Raw genomic sequence first — 21,466 nt, forward strand, 5'->3', positions numbered from 1 at the left:
CTCAGGCGAACCCCATACCGCGGCGGCCGGTCTCGTTCAGCTCCTCGACGGTGAAGCGGCCTTCCCAGTCCCGTTCGTAGTGCTCGGCGGGGAAGTCGGACGGGCTGGCGCCGGTCAGGAAGGCGCCGCGCACCCGCTCCGCGTACCGCTCGTTGCGAGGGCACCACGGTGCGGCGGGGATGTACATGACGTTGCCCCAGCCCTCCTGGTCGGTGACCGGGGCGACGCTGTGGATCATGTCGCAGTGCCACCAGACGGAGTCGCCTGCGCGCACGTCGGGGATGCCCGCCTGTGTGCCCACCAGTTCCGGGTGCCACTTCTCGCCTGCCGGGAAGACCTGGTTGACGGTCACCCCGCACATGTCGTCGTCGGGCACGTCGCGCAGCAGGGGTCGCAGCATCAGGTAGGCCATCGCCTCCGGGATGGGCACCGTGTGCAGGACGCCCTGGTCGTGGTCCATGTCGGACAGTGCCGTCCAGCCCTGGAAGGTGCGGAACGCCGAGCACATGGTCGACCCGGGGTACTGCGGCCCGGTCGTGCGGTGGGCGGCGTCCCACGGGTCGTAGGCCTCGACGTCGCCGTCGAACAGCCTGCGGAACGCGGTCTGGTACTCGCGGGTCATCCACAGGTCGAGCGTGCCGGGGTCGAGGTGGGTGCCGAGACCGCCGGAGTTCGCGCCGGGCGGGCGGCGGCGGATGCGGTCCGGGTAGAGCGCGTCGCGAGCCGGGTCGAACCACTGGACGCCGTCGGACTCGTGGCGCCACAACGAGTTCAGGAAGAACTGGACGCGGGCCATCCGGTCGCTCTGGCGGGCCTGCATCTGCGGGCGGGACCAGTAGACCGGGAAGATCTCTGGCTTCGAGTCCACGCTGCCGAAGAAGTCGTCGCCGGGGCCGCGGTAGTTCTCGAAGAAGTGGTTGCGTTCGACGTAGTCGAGGATGTCGGCATCCCAGCCGAGGGCCTGGTCGCGGTCGAAGTGGCCGCGCACGACGAGGCAGCCGCGCCGCTTCAGCTTGTCCAGCTGTGCCGAGGTGACGGTGCCGTTCTCGATGTCGGTGTAGTCGATCACCGGCCACACGCTCTCCCCGGCCGCGCGGTCCGCGTCGATCTCGGCCACCCGCGTCGCGACCCGGCGCCGCACCGCGGCGAACACCTCGTCGATGCCGCGCCCGGACGCCTCGATGCGGGCCCGCAGCGCGGGTTTGACCTCCCGGATCGCGGCGGCCAGATCGGTCGGCGTGGTCTGCCAGTTCGGCACGGTCGCGGTCATGTGGCCACCTTTGGTGAGGACTCCTTACCAGAGATGAACGTAACCCGAGGGGCGGCATTTAGGCAACACTCCTTACTAGGATGGTGGGGTGGATACCGCGAAGCCGCGCCTCGCCCTGCTCCGGTCGATGACCGACGAGCACGTGCTCCGCACGCTGATGCGGCGCGAGCGCGCGACGCGTGCCGAGATCGCCGCGGCCACCGGCATCTCCAAGCCGACCATCTCCGACAGCGTCCGCCGGCTCACCGAGTCCGGGCTGCTGGTGGACACCGGCGAGCGGACGACCGGCCGGGGGCGGATCGGCTCGTACTACTCCCTGGCCACCGACATCGGTGCCGCGCTCGTGGTGGAGATCGCCCCGCACGGGGTGGCAGGCGAGGCGGTGGACGCCTTCGGCGCGGTGCTCGCGCGTACGTCCACGCCACTCGACCGCGACGCGGGCGAGGCAAGGACCGCGCAGGTGCTCGCCGAGGTCGCCGGCACACTGGCAGGCCAGGTCACCGGCGGACTGCGCACGGCGGTCGTCAGCGCCGCGGACCCGGTCGACCGCCGCACGGGCGCACTCGTCCACCTGCCGGACGCCCCGTTCCTGGTGGGCGAACTCGCCCCGGTCCCGCTCCTCGCACCACACGTCGACGGCCCGGTCCTGGTGGACAACGACGTGAACTGGGCAGCACGGGCCGAGATGGCCGGCGGCCGCGCGACGGGCGTGCGCGACTTCGTCTACCTCCACCTTGGCGAGGGGCTGGGCTGCGCGGTCGTCAGCGACGGCGAGGTCCGCCGCGGCCACGGCGGCCTGGCAGGCGAGATCGCCCACCTGTACACGGCTGGCCCGGGCGGAAGAGCCATGCCGTTCACGGAGGTGTTCGCCGGTCTCGGCCTGCGCCGCCCGTCGTCCACCGCCATCGACGTCGCCGCACTGCGCACCGCTGTCACCGGTGCCGCCGCCGCGTCGCCGCGCGCGGTGCTCGCGACGGCCGTGTGCGGTGCCCTGCTGGCCGCGATCTCCCTGGTGGACCCGGAAATCGCGGTACTCGGCGGCGACTGGGGCCCGGACCTGGTGCCCGACGTGGCGGCACGGTTGGCCGGGGAAGCGCGCCACGTGCCGGTGGTCGCGGCCCGCGTCACCGACCCCCACCTGACCGGCGCCCGCGCCACTGCCGTCGAACGCCTCCGAGCCGCGATCGTCGCTACGACGGCGGTTTCGGCGACGGCGACCCCGGCACGCTGAATCGCCGTGAGGCCGGGACGGCGGTCCGGACCGAACGGGTGGCCGTCGCAGGAGGAGCGTGCCCCCGTCCTGGGCTCACCACCACCCGAACGCGAGCCACGCGATCGGGGGCGCGACCACGATCGAGATGAGGCCGTAGGTCAACAGCTGGCGGAACAGCCGAGGCCGGGCCGACGGTTCCGCGGCACCGAGGATGAGGCCGCCGGTGATGCCGAGCGGGTTGATGTCGACGAGGATCGAGGCCAGCGCGAGGGCGAGGACGGCGCCGACGGGGGAGACGCCGTCGGCGACCAGTGTTGGCAGCAGGGGCATGGTGGTGACGAAGACCGCGATGGAGCTGGCGGCGAACGACGTGACACCCGCGATGTAGCACAGCACCAGCAGGCTGAGGCTCGGCGAGCCCTCGATCCGCAGCAGGTCGCTGATCTTCTCGAAGGCACCCAGGTGCTGCATCAGCCCCACATAGGTCAGCAGTCCGCCGATCAGCAGGACCACGCCCCACGGGATCTTCGACACGACCGCGCCGGGCGCCAGTTTCAGCACCAGTTGCAGCAACACGGCCGCGGTCAGGCCGAGGTAGCCCACGTTCATGTCGAAGCCGACCGACAGGACGACGACGGCGAGCATGCACGCGAGGGTGAGCGCGCGGGCACCCATGCCCGCGGCCGGTGTCTCGGAGTCCACATCGGACAGTCCGCGGCCTGCCGCCGGAGTGGTGACGCGGCCGCGCGGCACGGCACCGGTGCCTACGCCGATCACCAGGCACACCACGCACACGACCACACCGGTCAGCAGGCCGCCGAGCAGGAACGACACCGGCGCCGACGACGGCAGGCCGAGACCGAGCTTGTCACCCTGCCCGCGTGCGGACACGCCGTAGACGGCGAGCGGTGAGAGCAGGCCGCTGATGATGCCGGTGACGCCCAGGACCGCGGCGACGAGCGGCGAGTACCGGTAGCGCGCGGCGAGCCCGAGCGCGATGGGCGCGACGATCGCGGTCGCGGCGGCGGGCAGCGTGCCGACCGCGGTCAGCACCGCGCCGATGACGAACGGGACCAGCGGCACCAGCACCGCGCGTCCACCGACCAGCCGCAACAGCAGGTCGAGCAGCCAGTCGAGCGTCCCGTTGAGGTGGGCGACCGCGAACAACGCCGTGACGCCGACGATGAGCACGAAGAAGTCGGCCGGGAAGAACCCGGTCACCTCGTCCGTCGGCACCCCGGCCGCCAGACCGAGCAGGAACGCCGCCGCGAGCGCGGCGCTGCCGAGGTCGAACCTCGGCAGCAGCGTCGCCGCGAACAGGGCGACCAGCACGATGATGGACGCGACTGCCATGTCAGACCACTCCCTTGTGGCGCAACTCGTCGATCTCCGGTCCGGCCAGCCCGGCGAGGTCCCGCAGCACGTCCGCGGTGTGCTCGCCGAGGGCCGGGGCACCGGCGCCGACGACACCGTCGAAGCCGGAGAAGCGCCCGGCGGGCGCCTGCATGAGCCGGCCCGCCACGGCCGTCACGGAACCGCGCGCGCGGATGTGCGGGTCGGCGCACAGGTCCGCCGCCGAGTTCACCGGGCCCGCGGCCACCCCGGCGGCGACGAGCGTGTCCATCAGTGGTTCGAGGTCGCGGGCGGCGACGAACCCGGCGACCCGCGCCTCGATCTCCTCGCGGTGCTCGAGCCGGGCGGTCATCGAGTCGTGCACGGCGAGGTCCGGCGCGTCCATGACCGCGACCAGCCGCCGCCACATCTGCTCGGTCGACGCGGGCAGCGCGAGCCACCGGCCGTCGCGGGTCCGGTAGAGGCTGTTGGGGCTGATGTGCGGGTTCTGGTTGCCCTGTCGCTCGCGGGAGTTGCCCGTGGCGCCGTACTCGACGACGAAGTCCTCCATCATCCGCAGCAGCGGTTCGTACAGCGGGATGTCGGCCAGCTGGGCCTCGCCGGTGCGGTCGCGCTGGCGCAGCGCCAGCATCGCGGCGAACGCGGCGTACATGCCGGTGACGCCGTCGGCGACGGGGTAGCCGGCGAACACCGGCGGCCCGTCGGGGTCACCGGTGCGGTAGGTGAGCCCGGCGAACGCCTCCGCGACCCGGGCGAACCCGGGGCGCTCGGCGTAGGGCCCGGTGCGGCCGAAGGCGCTCACGTGCACCATCACGAGGTCGGGCCGGTAGGCGCGGAGGTCGTCGAAGTCCACGCGGAACCGGCGCAGCGTCGTCGGGCGGAAGTTGGTCACCACCACGTCCGCGCCCTCGGCGAGACGCCCGACCAGCCGCGCCGCCTCCGGGTGGTGCAGGTCGACCGTCACGCTGCGCTTGCCGCGGCCGACCATCGCCCACGCGGCCGAGAGCCCGTCCTCGAGCGGTGGGTAGTGCCGCGCCGGGTCACCGCCGTCGGGGTGCTCGATCTTGATCACCTCGGCGCCGAACTCGCCGAGCAGCGACGACGCCAGCGGGCCGGCGAGGATCGTCGACATGTCCAGGACGCGCACACCGCTCAGTGGTCCGTTGCTCGCCACGCATATTCCTTTCACACGGTCGTGAGGGTCTCCGCAGGTCACCACACCATGCCGGGGCAACGCCCGCCCCGGGAACACGGCTTCGTCACTCACCGGTGAAAGGTTCCGGCTTTATAGTGTCGGGATGCGGGTCGAGCGGGCGCGGTACTTCCTGGCCGCCGTGGAGACCGGGTCGTTGCGTTCGGCGGCGGCCCGGTGCGGGGTGAGCCAGCCGACCGTCGGCCAGCAGATCGCGCTCCTCGAGGAGGAGCTCGACGTGGTCCTGATGACCCGCAGCCGCCGCGGGGTCCGCCCGACCGCGGCAGGCCAGGCGCTGCTGGAGCCGCTGCGCAGGCTGGTGGCGGCTGAGGAGGCGGTGCGCGAGTCGGCCACGGAGTCGGGCGGCGCCTACGCGGGCGGGGTGCACATCGGCGGGGTGTCGGTGACCGCGGAGACGATCATCGCGCCGGTCGTCGGCCACCTGCGCGCGCACCGGCCCGGCCTGCGGTTCACCGTCCGCGAGGGCGCCTCGGCCGACATCGAGGCCGCCGTGCTGGCGGGCGACCTGGACTTCGGGGTGATCACGACGCCATCGCACCCGGCGCGGGCCGGCCTGCACCGGGTACCGCTCATCTCGGCGCCGGTCGGCGTCCTCGCCCCCGCCGACCACCCCCTGGCCGGGCGCGACCACGTCGACTGGGCGGACCTGGCGAGCTGGCCGATCGTCACCATGCGCGCGGGGACGGTGCTGTGGGACGTGCTGCACCGGCACGTGCCCCGCCCGGACGTCGTCGTCCAGGCCATGTCCGCCCGCACCCTGAAGGTGATGGTCGCGCAGGGTGCCGGGCTCGGGCTGCTCGGCGGCTTCGACACGTCGGCGGACATCCCCGACGTGGTCTGGCTGCCCGTGCGCGACGCGGCCCCGATCCGGTTGTGCCTGGTGCAGCGCAAGGACAGCCAGCCCTCCAGGGCCGCGCTCATCGTCCGCAGGCTCATCAAGGCCAGGGCGGACGAGCTGGCCGACCGTGCGGCGTCAGTCGAGCATCCGTGACGGCGGCTCGCCGAGCCCGGGTGCCACGCCGTGGCGCACCGCTTCCTTCGGTGAGCCGAGGTAGCGGTCGTCCGCGTCGAAGATCACGGCCACCGTAAGCGGACACCGCCCTCTGGCGCGTCGACCTCGCCACCGCCCGGCACGACCCGGCCGTCCTCGATCACCGTGCCCTGGACGACTGCCTGGCGCCACGCACCGGCCCGGTCCCGCGGCTGCCAGACCTGCTGTTCGCGGATCACCCCGCCCGCACCGAGGTCGGTCAGCCGCAGCAGGTAGTACACCTCGCCGGCCGCGGGCCCGGTCCCGGTCGGCGTGCTCGCGACGGGCGGCGACGTCGTCCCCCGACGGCCGCGGTCTCCACTTCGGACAGACCGCAGTAGTAGCGGAGCAACCGGGACCCCGGTTGATGACGGCCCTGCGCAGGTACGCGACGAGGTGTTCGGTGTCGGTGATCCCTGGCCGCAGCCGCCACACCGCCTCGTAGCAGTCCTGCACGATGTCCGGGGCCGTGTGGACATTGTCCGTTAGCAGCGCGGCGGTCGGGCACGAACCTGCTCGGCCTGGTCAAGCACCTCACCCACGTGGAGCGGCACTGGCTGCTGGGCCACAGGGTGACCGACTGGCAGGCCACCTTCCACCCCTCGGCCGACGACACCACCGGCACGATCCTTGCCACGTACCGGAAAACCGTCGCCGAGGCGAACGCGGCGATCGCGTCCTGGGAAGACCTCACGGCACCGGGCCCGCGCCGGTCCGCGTCCCGGCGCTGGACGCTCACCCACCTGATCGAGGAAACCGCGCGGCACGCGGGGCACGCCGACATCCTCCGCGAGCTGATCGACGGCGGCACCGGCCGCTGACACGTCAGAGCTCGGCGATGGTGAGCAGCCACTCCATCGTCGGACCTCGGGGTCGGGCGCCTCGCGTCAGCGGGGGAGGCCGCGGTAGTCGCAGTCGTAGCCGAAGTAACGCGGGCCGACGAGCTCCAGACCCGCCGGTGTGGTCCACCTCGGGTCGCAGGGCAGGCCCAGCACCGTCACGCGGTTGCCGTACCGCAGCGCCTCGGTGGTGACCGGTTCGCCGGTGTCGGTCTCCAGCACGCAGATCAGGTCCGGGGTCGTCGCCAGCACCTCGTCGTGGCGCGTCGCCAGGAGGTACTCGTTCTGGAACGACAGGCGCAGCTCCGCGTCCGTGCCCACGATGGTGGCGCCCCCGCGGCCGAAGCCGCCGGTGGTGGTGCGGTGCACGTCGGTGACCTTGCCGGTGATCAGGTGGACGCCGCCTGCGAGGTCGGTGACCGCCGTGATCGGGTTCGCGTGGTCGGCGCGTGCGGTGCGGACCGCGGCGCCGAGGCGGGCGGCGAGGGTGAGGGTGCCCGCGACCAGCCCGTCGGGCAGCTGCGCGCCGGTCATCACGGTGTCGGCGGTGTACACCGAGCACCCGGTGGCGACGCAGGCGGCGCGCGCGATCCGCTCGGCCCACAGGTTGGAGACCGCGTTCACCGTGAGCGTGTTGCCCTTGTCGTCGGCGACGGCCATGGGGCTCGCCGGGATGCCGGCGAGCGTCGGCAGCACCATCTGCGCTTCGGGGAACGCCCTGCCCATCGCGTCGCCGTCGACGACGGGCAGCCCGGTCTCGGCGGCGAGGGCCAGTGGCACCAACGAGTTCATGCCGCCGATCTCGATCGCCACCAGGTGGGTCGCCGAGATGCCCCTCGCCTGTTCCAGCGCACGCAGCGCGGCGAGCGTCTCGGTGCCGTTCGGCAGTTTCTCGGTGCCGACCGTCGGCGCGCCGAGCATCGACACGGGCACGACCACCGCGTCGGCCGGGACCTCGTCGACCGCGACCAGCGTGACCGGGCCGTGCCGGGTGATCGCCGCCTCGGCGAGGAGCCTGCCGAGGTAGGGGTCGCCGCCGCCACCCGTGCCGAGGATCCCGGCGCCACGGGCGATGTCGTCGAGGTCGGCGACGTCGATCTCACGCACAGGACACCCCGACCTGCCGGGACACCGGCGCCTGGACGCGGTCGAGGTCCAGGTCGCCGACCGCCTTCACCCGCACCCGCGTGGCGCCGCCGGGCAGGTAGGCGAGCGGCACCTCGTCGATCTCGACGATCTCGACGCTGCCAGGACGGGCCCCGGCGGCCTCGGCCCGCGCGACCGCCTCTGCCTTCAGTTCGGTGAGCACCCGCACGCGGGTGCCGTCGGCGATCGGGACGACCCGGTCGAGCTCACCGCCCACCTTGGCGATCGCCGCGCCGATCGCGTTGGCCACGTCGGCGTGCTCCGGCCGCCGCACGTCGGGCAGTCCGGGGAGCGTGTCCGGCAGCACCACGCTGCCGCCGCCGACGAGGACCACCGGGAGCGGGCCGGGGGAGGTGCGCATCCGGTCCACCGCGTCGGCGATCCGTTCGGCGGTGGCCGCCAGCACCGCCCGCGCCCTGGCCTGGTCGAAGCGGCGGACCAGTGCGGTCGTCGTCCCGACCCTGGTCAGTCCCGCGGCGACGGCCACATCGGTCAGCGTGAGCGTGTCACCGCCGAACACCAGGCCCCTGCTGGGCAGCGCGAAGCCGACGCTGTCCGGTCCGACCGTGGTCTTCTCGCCGTCGGAGAAGTGCCGGACGAGGCTGCCGCCGCCGATGCCGAGCGACAGCACGTCGGGCATCCGCCAGTTCGTGCGGATGCCCGCCACGTCGGTGGTCGAGGTGGTCTCGCGGGGGAAGCCGCCGACGAGCACGCCAATGTCGGTGGTGGTGCCGCCGACATCGATCACGGCGCAGTCCGCGACACCGGAGAGGAAGCCGGCGCCACGCATGGAGTTCGTCGGCCCGGACGCGAACGTCGCCGCGGGGATTCGCCTGCCGTACTCCACGTCCATGAGCGTGCCGTCGTTCTGGCTGAGCAGCAGCGGTGCGGTGATGCCCGCGTCGGCGAGCGCGCCGGTCAGCGCGTCCACGAGCTCGTCGGCCAGGTCGACCAGCGCCGCGTTGAGCACGGTCGCGTTCTCCCGCTCCAGCAACCCGATCCGGCCGAACTCGTGCGAGCAGGACACCCGCAGCTCCGGCACCTCGTCGCGCAGGAGCTCCGCCGCCTCGTCCTCCATGGTCCCGTTCACCGGCGCGAACACCGACGAGACGGCGACCGAGCGCACCCCGGCCGCCGCGAGGTCGGCCGCGGCCCGCCGCAGCTCGTCGGGGTCCAAAGTGGACAGTTGGCTGCCGTCGTACTCGTAGCCGCCGTGGCACAGGTACCACCGGTCGCCGACGGCCGTGCGCAGCCGCGCCGGCCAGCCGGTCAGTGGTGGGAGCGCGGTGGTCGCGGGCAGCCCGAGGCGGACGACCGCGGTCGGGGTGAGGCGGCGGGCCTCCACCACCGCGTTGGTGAAGTGCGTCGTGCCGATCATGACCGCGGTGATCTCAGCGCGCTCGAACCCGTCCGGTGCGTCCGCGAGCAGCTCGCCGATCGCGGTGAGCACTCCGGTCGTGACGTCTTCTGTCGTCGGGGTCTTCACCGCCGCCACGACCCGCACGTCCTCGTCGTGGCGGCCCGCGATCAGCACCGCGTCCGTGTTGGTGCCCCCGACGTCGATGCCGATGCGCACTGTTCCGCCTCCCCGAACTTCAAAGTGTTGGTCCCGACCCAGCGAACCCGGCGGACCGCAGGCGGTTGGTGGCTGAGCGCCGTCACGTTCCCCTGAGGTAACTGCCGATCAGGCCAAGACTGTGCACAAAGATCCATAGGGCACGCTCTACTCGGCGCCCTTCTCGACTGCCAGCTCTTTGGTGCCGCGCACCAGCCCGGCCTTGCCCGCGGCCAGGTACACGACACCCGCCACCACGAGGGAGTTGAGCGCGGGGATGCCGATCTGCTCCTGCTCGGTCCACCAGCCCAGCAGCGCGGCACCGGCCCAGATCACCAGCGTGGCAGGCACCCAGCCCGGTTCGGTCGCCGGGAGTCTGCCGTGCTCGCGGGACTCGTCGAGCGCGGGACGCCAGCGGCGCACCAGGAAGTACTCGGCCACCATGATGCCCGCGATCGGCGGCAGCGTGACACCGAGGACGGTGAGGAAGTCGGCGAACCGGTCGAGGATGCCCAACGCTGACAGCGCCGTGCCGAGCACGCCGATCGCGATCGTCGCCACGACCCGGTTCACCCGCACACCGAACACTGTGGACAGTGTGTTGACGAACCCGAGCGAGGAGCTGTACAGGTTCCAGTCGTTGATCTTCACGGTCGCCGACACGAGGATGATCACGCCGATGGTCCCGGACGTCGCCGCGAAGATCGTGACCACGTCGGCCGACCGGATCGCGTACGCGAGGATGACACCGACCAGGCCGAGCACGTACTGGCCCAGCGTGATCGAGACGACGGTCTGCTTCACGACGTCCCCGGTGGACCGGTTGAACCGCGTCATGTCCGGGGTGAGCACCGCGCCCGCGATGTAGGAGCCCGCCACGATCGTGGCGCCGGTCGCGATGGACATCGGCTCGCCGAAACCCGCGGTGCCGAGCAGGTCGCCGAGGCTGTGGTCGGACAGCTCGCCGATGACCGACCAGCCGGCCAGCAACAGGAACGCGGGCACCGTGAGGTAGGCGATCCACGCCATCCACCGGAACCCGAACACCACGAGCGCGGTCACCGCGAGCCCGGTCACGATCGACCACAGCCACACGGGCACGCCGTCGACCAGCGCGTGCAGCCCCTCGGCGAAGATCGCGTTCTGGATGCCGAACCAGCCGATCAGGCTCGTCGCGACGACCAGCCCGATCAACGCGGACCCGGACCTCCCGAACCCGGTCCACCGCGCGAGGACCGATGTGGACAGTCCTTCCCGGACACCGGCGATGCCCGCGAAGATCGCGACCACCTCGAGGATCACCGAGCCGAGGGTGAGCGACCAGAACGCGCCCCAGAAGCCCATCCCGGCGCCGAGCGTGGCGCCGAGCAGGAACACGGTCAGGTCGGACAGCTGTCCGAAACGTTGCACGGCAACGGTCCACCACGGGTAGCGGCCCGTCGCGGGCACGCGGTCCAGGGCGTGGTCGTCGGCACCCAGCATCGGGTCAGATCCCGTTCTCTTCGAGCGGCACGGTCGTCGGTCGGGGGCGGCCCGCCGGGACCGCGGATCTCGGTGGTCCCTCGGCGCGGGCGAGGAGCGCGACGGCGGGTTCGGCGAGGTAGCTCAACGGCGTCTCCTCGCGCAGCTTCGCCCTGGCGCGCTGCGGATCCGCCCCGGCGCGGACCGCGGCGACGCGGGCCGCCTCGTCCACGGTTTCCCGCACCACGGAGGCATCGTCGTCGCTCAACGCCAGGATGCGTCTCGCCTCGCCACCGACCGGCGCGGTGGCGACCCCGACCGCCGCCGCGGCCGCCGCCCACGGCGGACACCGGACGCTGACGGTGCCCGCGAGGTGGGGTGGCAGGGTAGCCGCGAGTTCTTCCGCGCCCGGGCCGCCGAGCAGCAGGGGCAGGTCTGTCGGCGCGACCTTCGCCCGGTCGATCGCCTCGGTCAGCGCACGGGTGTCGCAGCGCGCGCCGTCGGGCCGGACCGGGACCTGCGCGACCATGCGCAGACTGGTCGGCACCCCGGCGATCGTCGTGTGCCCCGAGGTCAGCCTCGGCAGGCCCGCCGTGACCGCGCCGATCGAGGGGGCGGTGCCGTCCGCGCGGGTCAGCGCCACGAGCGTGTCCTGTTCACCGGCGAGCAGCGCCGTGCCGCGGACCGTCGCCGCCGCCGCGCCGCCGTACAGCGCCAGCGGGTGCGTCGCGGCGTAGTCGATCGCCATGATCGTGCCGTCGTTGCGAGCGAAGAAGACCTCCGCGTGCCCGAGGCCGTGCGCCACCAGGACCTGCTGCAACCGCTCGGCGTCCCGGCAGGCCGGTGGTGTCATCACGGCCTGCAGCACCGTCGCGTTCTCGCGTTCGAGCAGGCCGCTGCCGCCGATCTCGTGCGACAGCACGATCCGCACGCGGCCGCCGAGCTCCCGTTCCAGCACCGCGGCCGCGGCCAGCTCGTGGTCGGGGGTGAGGGTGGCGAACACCCCGGTGACCGCGACGGCCTCGACCTTGCCCGCCACCGTCCGCGCGAACGCGGCGAGACCGGCCTCGTCCAACGGTTCCAGCTCGGTGCCGTCCAGCCGCGCGCCACCGCTCACACACGTGCTGGCGAGCACCACCCGGTCCCGGAACTCCGGCGGCCACAGTGCGAGCGGGGGCACGGCGGTCGTGGCCGCGCCCAGCCGGACCGCCGCGACCGGCCCGTGCCCGCCGGTCCACGTCTCCTGCGGCGCCGAGCCATCGGTGTCGGGCTCCACCACGACGTCGTCCAGCTCGCTGATCGCGAACAGGACCCGGTCGATGTCGCCTGCCGTACCGCCGCCGTCCACCTCGGCGTGCGCGAGCAACGGTGCCAGCGCCGCGTGCAGCGCGTCGTCGGGGGTCGGCTTCCCGGTCAGCCGCCGCGTCGTGACGGCGACGACCGTGCCGTGGACGTCCACCAGCGCGCCCGCGACTTCGTCGCCGTCCAACGCGATCCCGAGCCGGTAGCCGCCCGTGTGGTGTGCGAGGTCAGACATCGTCGGCCGCCAGTGGGGAGTAGTCGAGGGACAGGCCGAACGCGCGCGGCCCGACGAGCGCCAGGCCTTCCGGCCGCTGCCACGAAGGCGGGCTCGGCAGCGCGAGCACCACGACCCGCAGCCCGTACCGCAGCTCCGGCACCGGTACGGGCTCGCCGCCGTGGATGTCGAACAGGGTGATGACGTCCGGTGTCGCCGCCAGCAGCTCGCCGTCCTCGAGCACCGCGTGGTACTCGTGCCCGGCCTCGAGGCGCAGCCAGCGGCCGTCGTCGCGGTTGACGCCCTCCAGCAGGATCGTCCGGCGGGTGTTGGTGGCGAGCGCGGCGGTGGCCTTGTTCTTGATCGGGTGCACGCCGGTCACCCGGCACTCGGCCAGCCGGGCGCCGCCGAACTCCTCGGCGAGCCGCGCGACGGCGGACCTCGTCGAGTGCCCGTCGCGCACGGCCTCCTCGAGCACGGTCCCGATCCGGAGCGCCTTGGTCATCGAGCCGTCGACGACGGCGCCGTCGGCCTGGTCGACGGTCATCACGTACTCGCTGCTCACCCCTCGGTTGCCGAACGCCGTCGCGACGTTGCGCGCGAGCCGTTCCAGCCACTCGCCGGACTCGGCCCGCACCAGGACCACGCGGTCGTGCTCGTCCGCGAGCACCGACGGGCTGGCGGGGATCCCGGCGACCTGCATGGCGACCTGCTCGATGCCGGGGAACGCGCGGCCCATGCCGTCGGCGTCCAGCAGGGGCAGGCCGGCGTGGGCCGCGAACGCGACCGACATGGGGCCGTTGCTGCCGCCGACCTCGGTGCACATCAGTGCCGCGACGCGGCGGTCGAAGTGGGCCTCGACCTGGCGGCGGATGACGACCGACTCACGGCCGGTGCCGATGCGCTCCACGTACACGTCCGGCGCGCCGAGTAACGCGCACGGCATCACCAGTTCGTCGTCGGGGAGCTCGGTTAGCTCGACCACGCGTACCGGTCCGTGTTCGGCGACCGCGTGCAGCGCCGCGGGTAACGTCTGGCCTGCCGGCCCGCCCCCGCCGGCGCCGAGGACGTCGCACCCCTTGGCGAACGCGGCAAGGTTGCCCTTGTCGAAATCCACCAAGCCATGCTAGTAGCCTGTCACGCAGCGTGTTTAGTTTCGTACGACAGGAATTCGGTCGTGTTTGTCGCGCAACCACAAATCGAGGAGCTGGCCGGCGGGTCCAGCGTGGGTGAGCTCCTGTCCGCGCCGGAGCTCACGTCGCTGACGCTGCTCGCCGGCGACGCGGCCAGGGTCGTGCGTTCGGTGCGGGTGATCGCCGACCTGCGGGAACTGCGCGCACTCGACGCCGACGAGGTGGCGGTCGTGGCCCCCGCGGTGTCCGCGCTGGCACAGGGCCACCAGTTCGACGTCGTACTCCGGGACACGGCCGCCACCGGTGCGGCGGCCGTGGTCCTCACCGGTGTCGACGCCGACACGGTCGAGCCGACCGCGCGGCGCATCGCCGACCGGTGCGCGCTCGCGCTCCTCGTGGCACCGCCCGGCGCCGAGCCGACCCGGCTCGTGGTCGCCGTCGCGCGGGTGCTCAGCGGGGACACCGCCGCCGCCCTGGCCAGGGTCGACGCCGCGCGCAGGCTCATCGCCACGGCGGACACGGCCGAGGCGGTACTCGCCGCCGCGGCCGAGGCCCTCGCCACCGAGGTCGCGGTCCGCGCGCCCGGCCACGCAGAACCCGCCGCACTCGTCGAGGTGGACGGCGTCGCCGACGGTTACGTCACGGCCACGGTGCCCGAGCAGGCCCGTGCCGCCTGGGTGGTGGCGGCCCGAACCGTGGTGCAGCTCGCCGCGGACGCGTACGCGCGGGCGGTCGCGCGGAGCAGGCGGACCGACCTCGCGCCGATCCACGACCGGGGCAGGCTGCTCGGCGAACTGCTCCTCGCGCCGGAGCCGGAACGCGCGCCGCTCGTGGCCAGGGCCAGGGCGCTCGGTCTCGCCGTGGACGGCTGGCACCAGGTGCTGAGGTTCGAGCTGTCCTCGTCGCGGACCGACGCCGCCGCGGCGGACGGCGCCCCGGACCGGTCCGAGGCCGTCGGCAACAGCGCACTGGACACGGTGCTGGCCGACGGCGGGCCTGATGCCGCCGACAGCTGGCACGGCACCCGCATCGGCGGCGACGTGCTCCTGGTGCGCACCACCGGCACCAGGCCCGGCCCGTCGGCGGCCCGTGTCGCGCACCGCGCCGCGACCGCCGCGCTGGCCGCGGCCAGGGACCGGTTCCCCGGGCTGGTGATCCGGTGCGGCATCGGTGGCGTGTACCGCAGGGCGGAAGGCCTGCGCACGTCCGCGACCGACGCGCGGGCGGCGCTCGCGGCCACCCGCCAGTCCACGCCGCCGCGCGACATCATCGCGATCGACGCCCTCGGCCTGAACCGCATGCTGGTCGAGTGGTACGCCTCCGACACCACCCGCGCCTCCGTGGACGACATGCTCGCCCCGCTCGCCGAACTGGGGGCGCAGGCCGCGGAGGACGCCATCCGGACCCTGCAGTCCTATTTGGACCACCAGAGCTCGCCGGCCAAGGCGGCGAAGGACCTCAACGTGCACCCGCAGACGATCGCCTACCGGCTGCGCAAGATCACCGCCATGCTGCACCTCGACCTCAACGACGCCGAGCAGCGGCTGGCGTTGCAGCTCGCTTGCCGTGCCTGGCTGATGCGCTGACCCACCCCTTCCCTCCGCGTCCTCGCGCTTGGCGGGTGGTGGGCGTCACCCGCGGTGTTCGGATCGCGTAAACGTCGGCCTTCACGGCGTCAAGGTCCCGTCAGGTGTGGGTCACGGTCGGCCGGGTGGGCACACACTTCCCTCGCCTGCCGCCATCGGGGCGGCTCACGTGGAGGGAGCCTGGCCGATGGCCGATCTGGCCTACGCCTTGCTGCTGGTCGCCGGATTCCTCGCGCTCGTCATGACGTTGCGGGGGCTGGAGAAGCTGTGACCGGTGTACTGGCGAACGTTGTCGGTGGTGTCCTCGCGCTGCTGCTGATCAGCTACCTGTTCGTGGCCCTCATCCGGCCGGAGAAGTTCTGATGTCGTCCACTGTGGCCGGTCTCGTGCAGGTCGGCGTGCTGCTGGTGGTGCTGGCGGCCGTGTACAAGCCGCTCGGCGACTACATGGCGCGGGTGTTCACCGACCGCGGGCACCTCGCGGTCGAGCGGGTGATCTACCGGCTCGGGCGGGTCGACGCGGAGAGCCAGCAGCGTTGGCCCGTGTACGCGGCGGGGGTGCTCGGGTTCTCGTTCGTGTCGGTCGTGCTGCTGTACCTCGTCCAGCGGCTGCAACCGTTCCTGCCCTTCGACTTCGGCCGTGGCGCGGTCGGCTCCGGGATCGCGTTCAACACGGCGATCAGCTTCGTGACGAACACGAACTGGCAGTCGTACGTGCCCGAGGTCGTCATGGGGCACTCGGTGCAGATGCTGGGTCTCACCGTGCAGAACTTCGTGTCCGCCGGTGCCGGGCTCGCCGTGGCGATCGCACTGGTCCGCGGCTTCACCCGGTCGCGGACCGACTGGCTCGGCAACTTCTGGGTGGACCTCACCCGCGGCATCGTGCGGATCCTGCTGCCGATGTCGTTCGTGTTCGCGATCGTGCTGATCGCGCTCGGGGTGGTGCAGAGCCTGAGGTCCGGTGTGGACGTGACGAACCCGGACGGCTCGGCGAGCACGATCGCGCTGGCCCCCGCCGCGTCGCAGGAGGCCATCAAGGAGCTGGGTACCAACGGTGGCGGCATCTTCAGCGCGAACTCCGCGCACCCGTTCGAGAACCCGAACGGCTGGACGAACCTGGTCGAGATCTTCCTGATCATGGTGATCCCGGTCTGTCTCACGAGGACGTTCGGCACACTGGTCGGCAACCGTAGGCAGGGGTACGCGCTGCTGTCGGCGATGGGGGTGCTGTGGACGGGCATGCTCGCGGTGATCTGGTGGGCCGAGGCGCACCCGAACGGTCCCGCGGCGCTGCTGGCGGGTTCCGCCATGGAGGGCAAGGAAACCCGCTTCGGCATCCCCGGCTCCGCGTTGTTCGCCGACGCGACCACCGGCACCTCGACGGGCGCGGTCAACTCGATGCACGACAGCTACACCGGTCTCGGTGGCGGCGGCACGATGCTGAACATGCTGTTCGGTGAGATGACGCCCGGCGGTGTCGGCACCGGGCTGTACTCGATCCTGGTGACGGCGATCATCGCGGTGTTCCTCGCCGGGCTCATGGTCGGCCGCACACCGGAGTACCTGGGCAAGAAGCTGGGGCGCCGCGAGGTCACGGCGGCGGCGGTCGCGATCCTCTCGATGCCCACGCTGGTGCTGCTCGGCGCGGGCATCGCCATCATGCTGCCCGGCACTCCGGGCTACCTGGCGAACTCCGGCAGCCACGGCTGGTCCGAGGTGCTCTACGCGTACACCTCCGCGTCGAACAACAACGGCAGCGCGTTCGCGGGCATCACCGTGACGAGCCCGTGGTTCCAGTCCTCGCTCGGCATCTGCATGCTGCTCGGCAGGCTGATCCCGATCCTCGCGGTGCTGTGCCTCGCCGGTTCGCTCGCCGCGCAGAAGAAGGTGCCCGCCACCGCGGGCACGCTGCCGACACACGGCCCGCTGTTCAGCTCCCTGCTGACCGGCACCGTCGTGCTCGTCGCGGCGCTCACGTTCATCCCCGCACTCGCTCTCGGCCCCATCGCGGAGGCACTCGCATGACCACCACCGAGCGACCCGCCGCCGAACAGCGGCGGCACCACGTGGAGCGGACCGGCAGGCCCGGCGCCGGGGTGTTCAACCCCCGGCAGTTGCTCGTGTCCTTCCCCGACGCGCTGCGCAAACTCGGCCCCCGCCACCAGCTCCGCAACCCGGTCATGTTCGTCGTCTGGGCGGGTTCCGTGCTCAGCACGGTGCTCGCGATCGGCGACCCTGACGTGTTCACGATCCTCGTCACCGGGTGGCTGTGGTGCACGGTCCTGTTCGCGAACCTGGCCGAGGCGGTCGCCGAGGGCCGGGGCAAGGCGCAGGCGGAAACCTTGCGCCGCACCAGGAAGGAGACCACGGCGCGCAGGCTCCGCGCCGACGGCACCGAGGAACACGTGCCGGGTGCCGAGCTGCGGGCCGGTGACCGGGTGGTGGTCGAGGCCGGGCAGGTGATCCCCGGCGACGGCGAGGTCGTCGAGGGCATCGCGACGGTCGACGAGTCGGCGATCACCGGTGAGTCGGCACCCGTCATCAGGGAGTCCGGCGGTGACTTCTCGTCGGTCACCGGCGGCACCACCGTGCTGTCCGACCGGATCGTCGTGCGGATCACCACGAAACCGGGCGAGTCCTTCGTGGACCGGATGATCGCGCTCGTGGAGGGCGCGCGGCGGCAGAAGACGCCGAACGAGATCGCGCTGACGATCCTGCTCGCCACCCTGACGATCATCTTCCTGCTCGCGGTGGTCGCGTTGCAGCCGGTCGCCCGCTACGCGGGCAGCGTCCAGCCGGTGATCGTGCTGACCGCGTTGCTGGTCTGCCTGATCCCGACCACCATCGGCGCGCTGCTGAGCGCCATCGGCATCGCGGGCATGGACCGGCTGGTGCGGCGCAACGTGCTCGCCACGTCCGGCCGCGCGGTCGAGGCCGCAGGCGACGTGTCCACGTTGCTGCTCGACAAGACCGGCACCATCACCTTCGGCAACCGGCGGGCCACGGAGCTGATCCCGGTCGACGGGACGGCGATGGCGACGCTGCGGGAGGCGGCCCGCCTCGCGAGCATCGCCGACACCACCCCCGAGGGGCGGTCCGTGCTCGACCTCTGCGGTGGCCCCGTCGAGGTGGCGGAGCCGCACGAGTTCGTGCCGTTCACCGCGCGGTCCAGGATGAGCGGCGTCGATATCGGCGACCGCCACCTCCGCAAGGGCGCGGCGAGCGCGTTCGCCGCCACCGAGGAGTCCCGCCGGGTCGTCGACGAGATCGCCGCGGGTGGCGGCACCCCGTTGGTGGTGGCCGAGAACGAGCGGGTGCTGGGCGTCATCCGGCTGTCCGACGTGGTGAAACCCGCGATGAAGGAGCGGTTCGCCGAGCTGCGCGCAATGGGCATCCGGACCGTCATGATCACGGGTGACAACCCGTTGACGGCGAAGGCGATCGCCGAGGAGTCCGGTGTGGACGACTACCTGGCGGAGGCGCGGCCGGAGGACAAGATGGCGCTGATCCGCAGGGAACAGGAGGGCGGGCGGCTCGTCGCGATGACCGGCGACGGCACCAACGACGCCCCCGCGCTCGCGCAGTCCGACGTCGGTGTCGCGATGAACTCGGGGACCATGGCGGCCAAGGAGGCCGGGAACATGGTCGACCTGGACTCCGACCCGACCAAGCTGATCGAGATCGTGGAGATCGGCAAGCAGCTGCTGATCACCCGCGGCGCGCTCACGACGTTCAGCGTGGCCAACGACCTCGCGAAGTACTTCGCGATCCTGCCTGCCATGTTCGCGGGGATCTTCCCGCAGCTGGACAAGCTCAACGTCATGGGCCTGCACTCGCCCGCGTCGGCGATCACGTCGGCGGTGGTGTTCAACGCGCTGGTCATCGTCGGCCTGATCCCGCTCGCGCTGCGCGGTGTCCGCTACCGCCCGGCCACGGCGACGGCGTTGCTGCGCCGCAACCTCCTCGTCTACGGGGTCGGTGGTGTCGTCACGCCGTTCGCCGGCATCTGGCTCATCGACCTCGTGGTCCGACTCATCCCGGGAATGTGACATGAACTCGCTCGCCAGACAGGCACTCGCGGGCCTGCGGGTCCTCGTGGTGCTGACCGTGCTGCTCGGCATCCTCTACCCGCTCGGCGTGTGGGCGGTCAGCAGGCTCCCCGGGCTGGCCGCCAACGCCGAGGGCTCCGTGGTCACCGAGAACGGGCAGGCCGTCGGTTCGGACCTGATCGGCATCGACCCGGTCGCGGAGGACCCGGCGCACGACCCGTGGTTCCACACCCGGCCCTCCGCGGTCGCCCGTGACCTCGACGGCGACGGCGCCCCCGACCTGCTCGGCCCCGCGGACCCGTCGGTCTCGGCCGGGTCCAACAAGGGTGGTTTCGACGCGGACCTCGTGGCGGCGGTCCGGGCCCGCAAGGAGATCGTCGCGGCACGCGAGGGGGTCGACCCGGCTGAGGTGCCCGCCGACGCGGTGACCGCGTCGGCGTCCGGGCTCGACCCGGCCATCAGCCCGGCCTACGCCGAGTTGCAGGTGCCGAGGGTGGCACGGGAGAACGGGCTGTCCGAGGAACAGGTCCGCGCCCTGGTCGGTGCCCACACCACCGGCCGCGGCATGGGTGTCCTCGGTGAGCCCGGCGTGCGCGTGCTGACGCTCAACCTGGCCGTCCAGGCCGCCCGGCGGTGAGTCCTCGCGCCCGCGGCGTCGGCCGGTGCGGCCCGGTCACGAACCGCCGCGGTGGTGGGCGATCAGCTCGTGGTGCTTCTCGCCCAGCGGCCCGGCGGGGTGCGTGTGGACGGTCGCGCGGTCGAGCCGGGGGAGCGCGTGGATGAGCCGGTGCTCGACGTCGTGGGCGATGGCGTGCGCGTCGACCACGCTGAGGTCCTGGTCGACCGCCACGTCGACCTCGGCGGCCAGGCTGTGCCCGTGCCACCGCAGCCGCACCCAGCCGGTGTCGCGAACCCCGGTCGTGTCGCGCACGACCCGTTCGGCCTGGTCGGTCATGGCGGGGTCCACGGCGTCCAGCACGCGGCCGAACACCTCTTTCGCCGCGCTCCAGAGGACGGTGACGATGGCGGCGGAGATCGCGAGCCCGACGACCGGGTCCGTCCACTGCCAGCCGAGAGCCGCACCGCCCGCCGCGAGCAGCACCGCGAGGCTGGTGAACCCGTCGGTGCGCGCGTGCAGGCCGTCGGCGACCAGCGCGGCGGACCCGATCTGCCTGCCGACGGTGATGCGGTAGCGCGCGACCACCTCGTTGCCGACGAACCCGATCACCCCGGCCGCGGCGACCCACCAGATGTGCGTCATCTCCCTCGGGTTGACGAGCCGGTCCACGGCCTGCCACGCCGCCAGTACTGCGGACGAGGCGATCACCACGATGATCACCAGCCCGGCCAGGTCCTCCGCGCGGCCGAGCCCGTAGGTGAACCGGCGGGTCGCGGCGCGCCTGCCGAGCAGGAACGCGATGGCCAGCGGCACGGCGGTCAGCGCGTCGGCGACGTTGTGCAGCGTGTCGCCCAGCAGCGCGACCGAGCCGGTGAACGCGACCAGCACCGCCTGCGCCACCGCGGTCACCGCCAGCGCGCCGAACGAGATCCACAACGCGCGCATGCCGCGCTTGCTCGCCGTGAGCGCGTCGTCGGCCATGTGGTGACCGTGACCGTGCCCATGTCCGTGTCCGTGCCCATGTCCGCGCATGCGGGCAGGGTATGTGCTCACTTGCGCACGCGACAACGCTGCAACTGCCAGCCATGGGCAACGGCCGACAGCTGTCAGAATGTCTGCTCATGTACGCACGCGACGCCGGACCGGACGCCCCGCACTGGCGCGACCTGCCGCCGGGGGACCAGGTCGGCGTCGCCGTCGAGTCGTTCCGGATGCTCGCGGACCCGACCCGCCTGCGGATCATGTGGCTGCTGTCGGGCGGCGAGTACGACGTGACGACCCTGGCGGCCGCCGTCGGCATCGCCCGCCCGGCGGTCTCCCAGCACCTGGCCAAGCTGCGGCTCGCGGGCCTGGTCAGCACCCGCCGCGACGGCAGGCGCGCGCTCTACCGGGTGCGCGGTGGGCACGTGCGCCGCATGCTCAGCGAGGCGATGGAGACCGCCCACCACCAGGTCTCCGGCATGCCGGACCACGACTGAGGCGCG

At 72.6% G+C, this 21,466-nt stretch carries 18 protein-coding genes and 1 pseudogene; 9 read left to right on the forward strand and 10 right to left on the reverse strand.

The window, feature by feature from the left end; translation table 11 throughout:
* Window position 1: 1 nt before the first annotated feature.
* Window positions 2-1,270, reverse strand: coding sequence for a DUF1479 domain-containing protein (locus FHR82_RS23225; RefSeq protein ID WP_184812628.1), 1,269 nt, complete (start codon window positions 1,268-1,270; stop codon window positions 2-4).
* An 88-nt stretch (window positions 1,271-1,358) separates the two neighbouring features.
* Here FHR82_RS23225 and FHR82_RS23230 point away from each other — a divergent pair, with 88 nt between their 5' ends.
* Entirely contained in the window at window positions 1,359-2,501 is a 1,143-nt protein-coding gene (locus tag FHR82_RS23230) for an ROK family transcriptional regulator (protein WP_184812629.1), read from the forward strand.
* A gap of 75 nt (window positions 2,502-2,576) precedes the next feature.
* On the opposite strand, the gene FHR82_RS23235 is transcribed toward FHR82_RS23230, so the two are convergent.
* Together FHR82_RS23235 and FHR82_RS23240 are read right to left on the reverse strand one after the other, a co-directional pair.
* A complete protein-coding gene (locus tag FHR82_RS23235; protein WP_184812630.1) occupies window positions 2,577-3,836 on the reverse strand; it encodes an SLC13 family permease in 1,260 nt (419 codons plus the stop codon).
* Window position 3,837: 1 nt separating this feature from the next.
* A complete protein-coding gene (locus FHR82_RS23240) occupies window positions 3,838-5,010 on the reverse strand; it encodes a CaiB/BaiF CoA transferase family protein (protein ID WP_184812631.1) in 1,173 nt (390 codons plus the stop codon).
* 124 nt (window positions 5,011-5,134) lie between these two features.
* Between FHR82_RS23240 and FHR82_RS23245 the strand changes: the two genes are divergently transcribed.
* The gene (locus FHR82_RS23245) at window positions 5,135-6,040 is read left to right on the forward strand and encodes a LysR family transcriptional regulator (RefSeq protein WP_184812632.1); all 906 of its coding nucleotides are present in this window, start codon (window positions 5,135-5,137) and stop codon (window positions 6,038-6,040) included.
* Between the two features lie 83 nt (window positions 6,041-6,123).
* Here the strand turns inward: FHR82_RS23245 and FHR82_RS23250 are convergent, their stop codons facing one another.
* A complete protein-coding gene (locus tag FHR82_RS23250; protein WP_184812633.1) occupies window positions 6,124-6,321 on the reverse strand; it encodes a hypothetical protein in 198 nt (65 codons plus the stop codon).
* 258 nt (window positions 6,322-6,579) lie between these two features.
* Here FHR82_RS23250 and FHR82_RS23255 point away from each other — a divergent pair.
* Window positions 6,580-6,900: pseudogene (locus FHR82_RS23255) on the forward strand (mycothiol transferase); the annotation flags it as partial.
* Between the two features lie 66 nt (window positions 6,901-6,966).
* Here FHR82_RS23255 and FHR82_RS23260 read toward each other — a convergent pair.
* The 5 genes from FHR82_RS23260 to FHR82_RS23280 all read right to left on the reverse strand — a co-directional run bounded on the left by FHR82_RS23260 (window position 6,967) and on the right by FHR82_RS23280 (window position 13,713).
* A complete protein-coding gene (locus FHR82_RS23260; RefSeq protein ID WP_184812634.1) occupies window positions 6,967-8,025 on the reverse strand; it encodes an S-methyl thiohydantoin desulfurase family protein in 1,059 nt (352 codons plus the stop codon).
* Window positions 8,018-9,640 (reverse strand): hydantoinase/oxoprolinase N-terminal domain-containing protein, encoded by a 1,623-nt coding sequence (locus FHR82_RS23265; protein WP_184812635.1) that lies wholly within the window; start codon window positions 9,638-9,640, stop codon window positions 8,018-8,020. Before FHR82_RS23265 ends, FHR82_RS23260 begins: the two co-directional genes overlap by 8 nt.
* Window positions 9,641-9,787: 147 nt before the next feature.
* Complete coding sequence (locus FHR82_RS23270) at window positions 9,788-11,101, reverse strand: purine-cytosine permease family protein (protein WP_184812636.1); 1,314 nt, start codon at window positions 11,099-11,101, stop codon at window positions 9,788-9,790.
* Window positions 11,102-11,105: 4 nt separating this feature from the next.
* Window positions 11,106-12,617, reverse strand: coding sequence for a hydantoinase/oxoprolinase N-terminal domain-containing protein (locus FHR82_RS23275; protein ID WP_184812637.1), 1,512 nt, complete (start codon window positions 12,615-12,617; stop codon window positions 11,106-11,108).
* The gene (locus FHR82_RS23280) at window positions 12,610-13,713 is read right to left on the reverse strand and encodes an S-methyl thiohydantoin desulfurase family protein (protein WP_184812638.1); all 1,104 of its coding nucleotides are present in this window, start codon (window positions 13,711-13,713) and stop codon (window positions 12,610-12,612) included. The genes FHR82_RS23275 and FHR82_RS23280 overlap by 8 nt, the downstream gene beginning before the upstream one ends.
* Window positions 13,714-13,773: 60 nt before the next feature.
* On the opposite strand from FHR82_RS23280, the gene FHR82_RS23285 reads away from it, so the two are divergent.
* The 5 genes from FHR82_RS23285 to FHR82_RS23305 all read left to right on the forward strand — a co-directional run bounded on the left by FHR82_RS23285 (window position 13,774) and on the right by FHR82_RS23305 (window position 20,000).
* The gene (locus FHR82_RS23285) at window positions 13,774-15,315 is read left to right on the forward strand and encodes a PucR family transcriptional regulator (RefSeq protein ID WP_184812639.1); all 1,542 of its coding nucleotides are present in this window, start codon (window positions 13,774-13,776) and stop codon (window positions 15,313-15,315) included.
* A gap of 267 nt (window positions 15,316-15,582) precedes the next feature.
* Window positions 15,583-15,678: a K(+)-transporting ATPase subunit F gene (kdpF, locus tag FHR82_RS23290; protein WP_184812640.1), complete on the forward strand. Its 96-nt coding sequence runs from the start codon at window positions 15,583-15,585 to the stop codon at window positions 15,676-15,678.
* Entirely contained in the window at window positions 15,678-17,339 is a 1,662-nt protein-coding gene (gene kdpA, locus FHR82_RS23295; RefSeq protein ID WP_184812641.1) for a potassium-transporting ATPase subunit KdpA, read from the forward strand. The genes kdpF and kdpA overlap by 1 nt, the downstream gene beginning before the upstream one ends.
* A complete protein-coding gene (gene kdpB / locus FHR82_RS23300; RefSeq protein ID WP_184812642.1) occupies window positions 17,336-19,363 on the forward strand; it encodes a potassium-transporting ATPase subunit KdpB in 2,028 nt (675 codons plus the stop codon). Before kdpA ends, kdpB begins: the two co-directional genes overlap by 4 nt.
* 1 nt (window position 19,364) lies before the next feature.
* Window positions 19,365-20,000, forward strand: coding sequence for a potassium-transporting ATPase subunit C (locus FHR82_RS23305; RefSeq protein WP_184812643.1), 636 nt, complete (start codon window positions 19,365-19,367; stop codon window positions 19,998-20,000).
* 36 nt (window positions 20,001-20,036) lie between these two features.
* On the opposite strand, the gene FHR82_RS23310 is transcribed toward FHR82_RS23305, so the two are convergent.
* On the reverse strand, window positions 20,037-21,014 hold the full coding sequence (locus FHR82_RS23310; protein ID WP_184812644.1) for a cation diffusion facilitator family transporter: 978 nt from the start codon (window positions 21,012-21,014) through the stop codon (window positions 20,037-20,039).
* An 89-nt stretch (window positions 21,015-21,103) separates the two neighbouring features.
* Here FHR82_RS23310 and FHR82_RS23315 point away from each other — a divergent pair, with 89 nt between their 5' ends.
* Window positions 21,104-21,460, forward strand: coding sequence for an ArsR/SmtB family transcription factor (locus FHR82_RS23315; protein WP_184812645.1), 357 nt, complete (start codon window positions 21,104-21,106; stop codon window positions 21,458-21,460).
* The last annotated feature ends 6 nt before the right edge of the window (window positions 21,461-21,466 follow it).

The organism is Actinophytocola algeriensis, assembly GCF_014203735.1.
GTDB lineage: Bacteria > Actinomycetota > Actinomycetes > Mycobacteriales > Pseudonocardiaceae > Actinophytocola > Actinophytocola algeriensis.

Excerpts from the sequence above, each read along its gene's own strand:
- FHR82_RS23225 (WP_184812628.1), bottom strand. The coding sequence starts at position 1,270 with ATGACCGCGACCGTGCCGAACTGGCAGACCACGCCGACCGATCTGGCC.
- FHR82_RS23235 (WP_184812630.1), bottom strand. The coding sequence starts at position 3,836 with ATGGCAGTCGCGTCCATCATCGTGCTGGTCGCCCTGTTCGCGGCGACG.
- FHR82_RS23245 (WP_184812632.1), top strand. The coding sequence starts at position 5,135 with ATGCGGGTCGAGCGGGCGCGGTACTTCCTGGCCGCCGTGGAGACCGGG.
- FHR82_RS23270 (WP_184812636.1), bottom strand. The coding sequence starts at position 11,101 with ATGCTGGGTGCCGACGACCACGCCCTGGACCGCGTGCCCGCGACGGGC.
- FHR82_RS23275 (WP_184812637.1), bottom strand. The coding sequence starts at position 12,617 with ATGTCTGACCTCGCACACCACACGGGCGGCTACCGGCTCGGGATCGCG.
- kdpA (WP_184812641.1), top strand. The coding sequence starts at position 15,678 with ATGTCGTCCACTGTGGCCGGTCTCGTGCAGGTCGGCGTGCTGCTGGTG.
- kdpB (WP_184812642.1), top strand. The coding sequence starts at position 17,336 with ATGACCACCACCGAGCGACCCGCCGCCGAACAGCGGCGGCACCACGTG.
- FHR82_RS23305 (WP_184812643.1), top strand. The coding sequence starts at position 19,365 with ATGAACTCGCTCGCCAGACAGGCACTCGCGGGCCTGCGGGTCCTCGTG.
- FHR82_RS23310 (WP_184812644.1), bottom strand. The coding sequence starts at position 21,014 with ATGCGCGGACATGGGCACGGACACGGACATGGGCACGGTCACGGTCAC.
- FHR82_RS23315 (WP_184812645.1), top strand. The coding sequence starts at position 21,104 with ATGTACGCACGCGACGCCGGACCGGACGCCCCGCACTGGCGCGACCTG.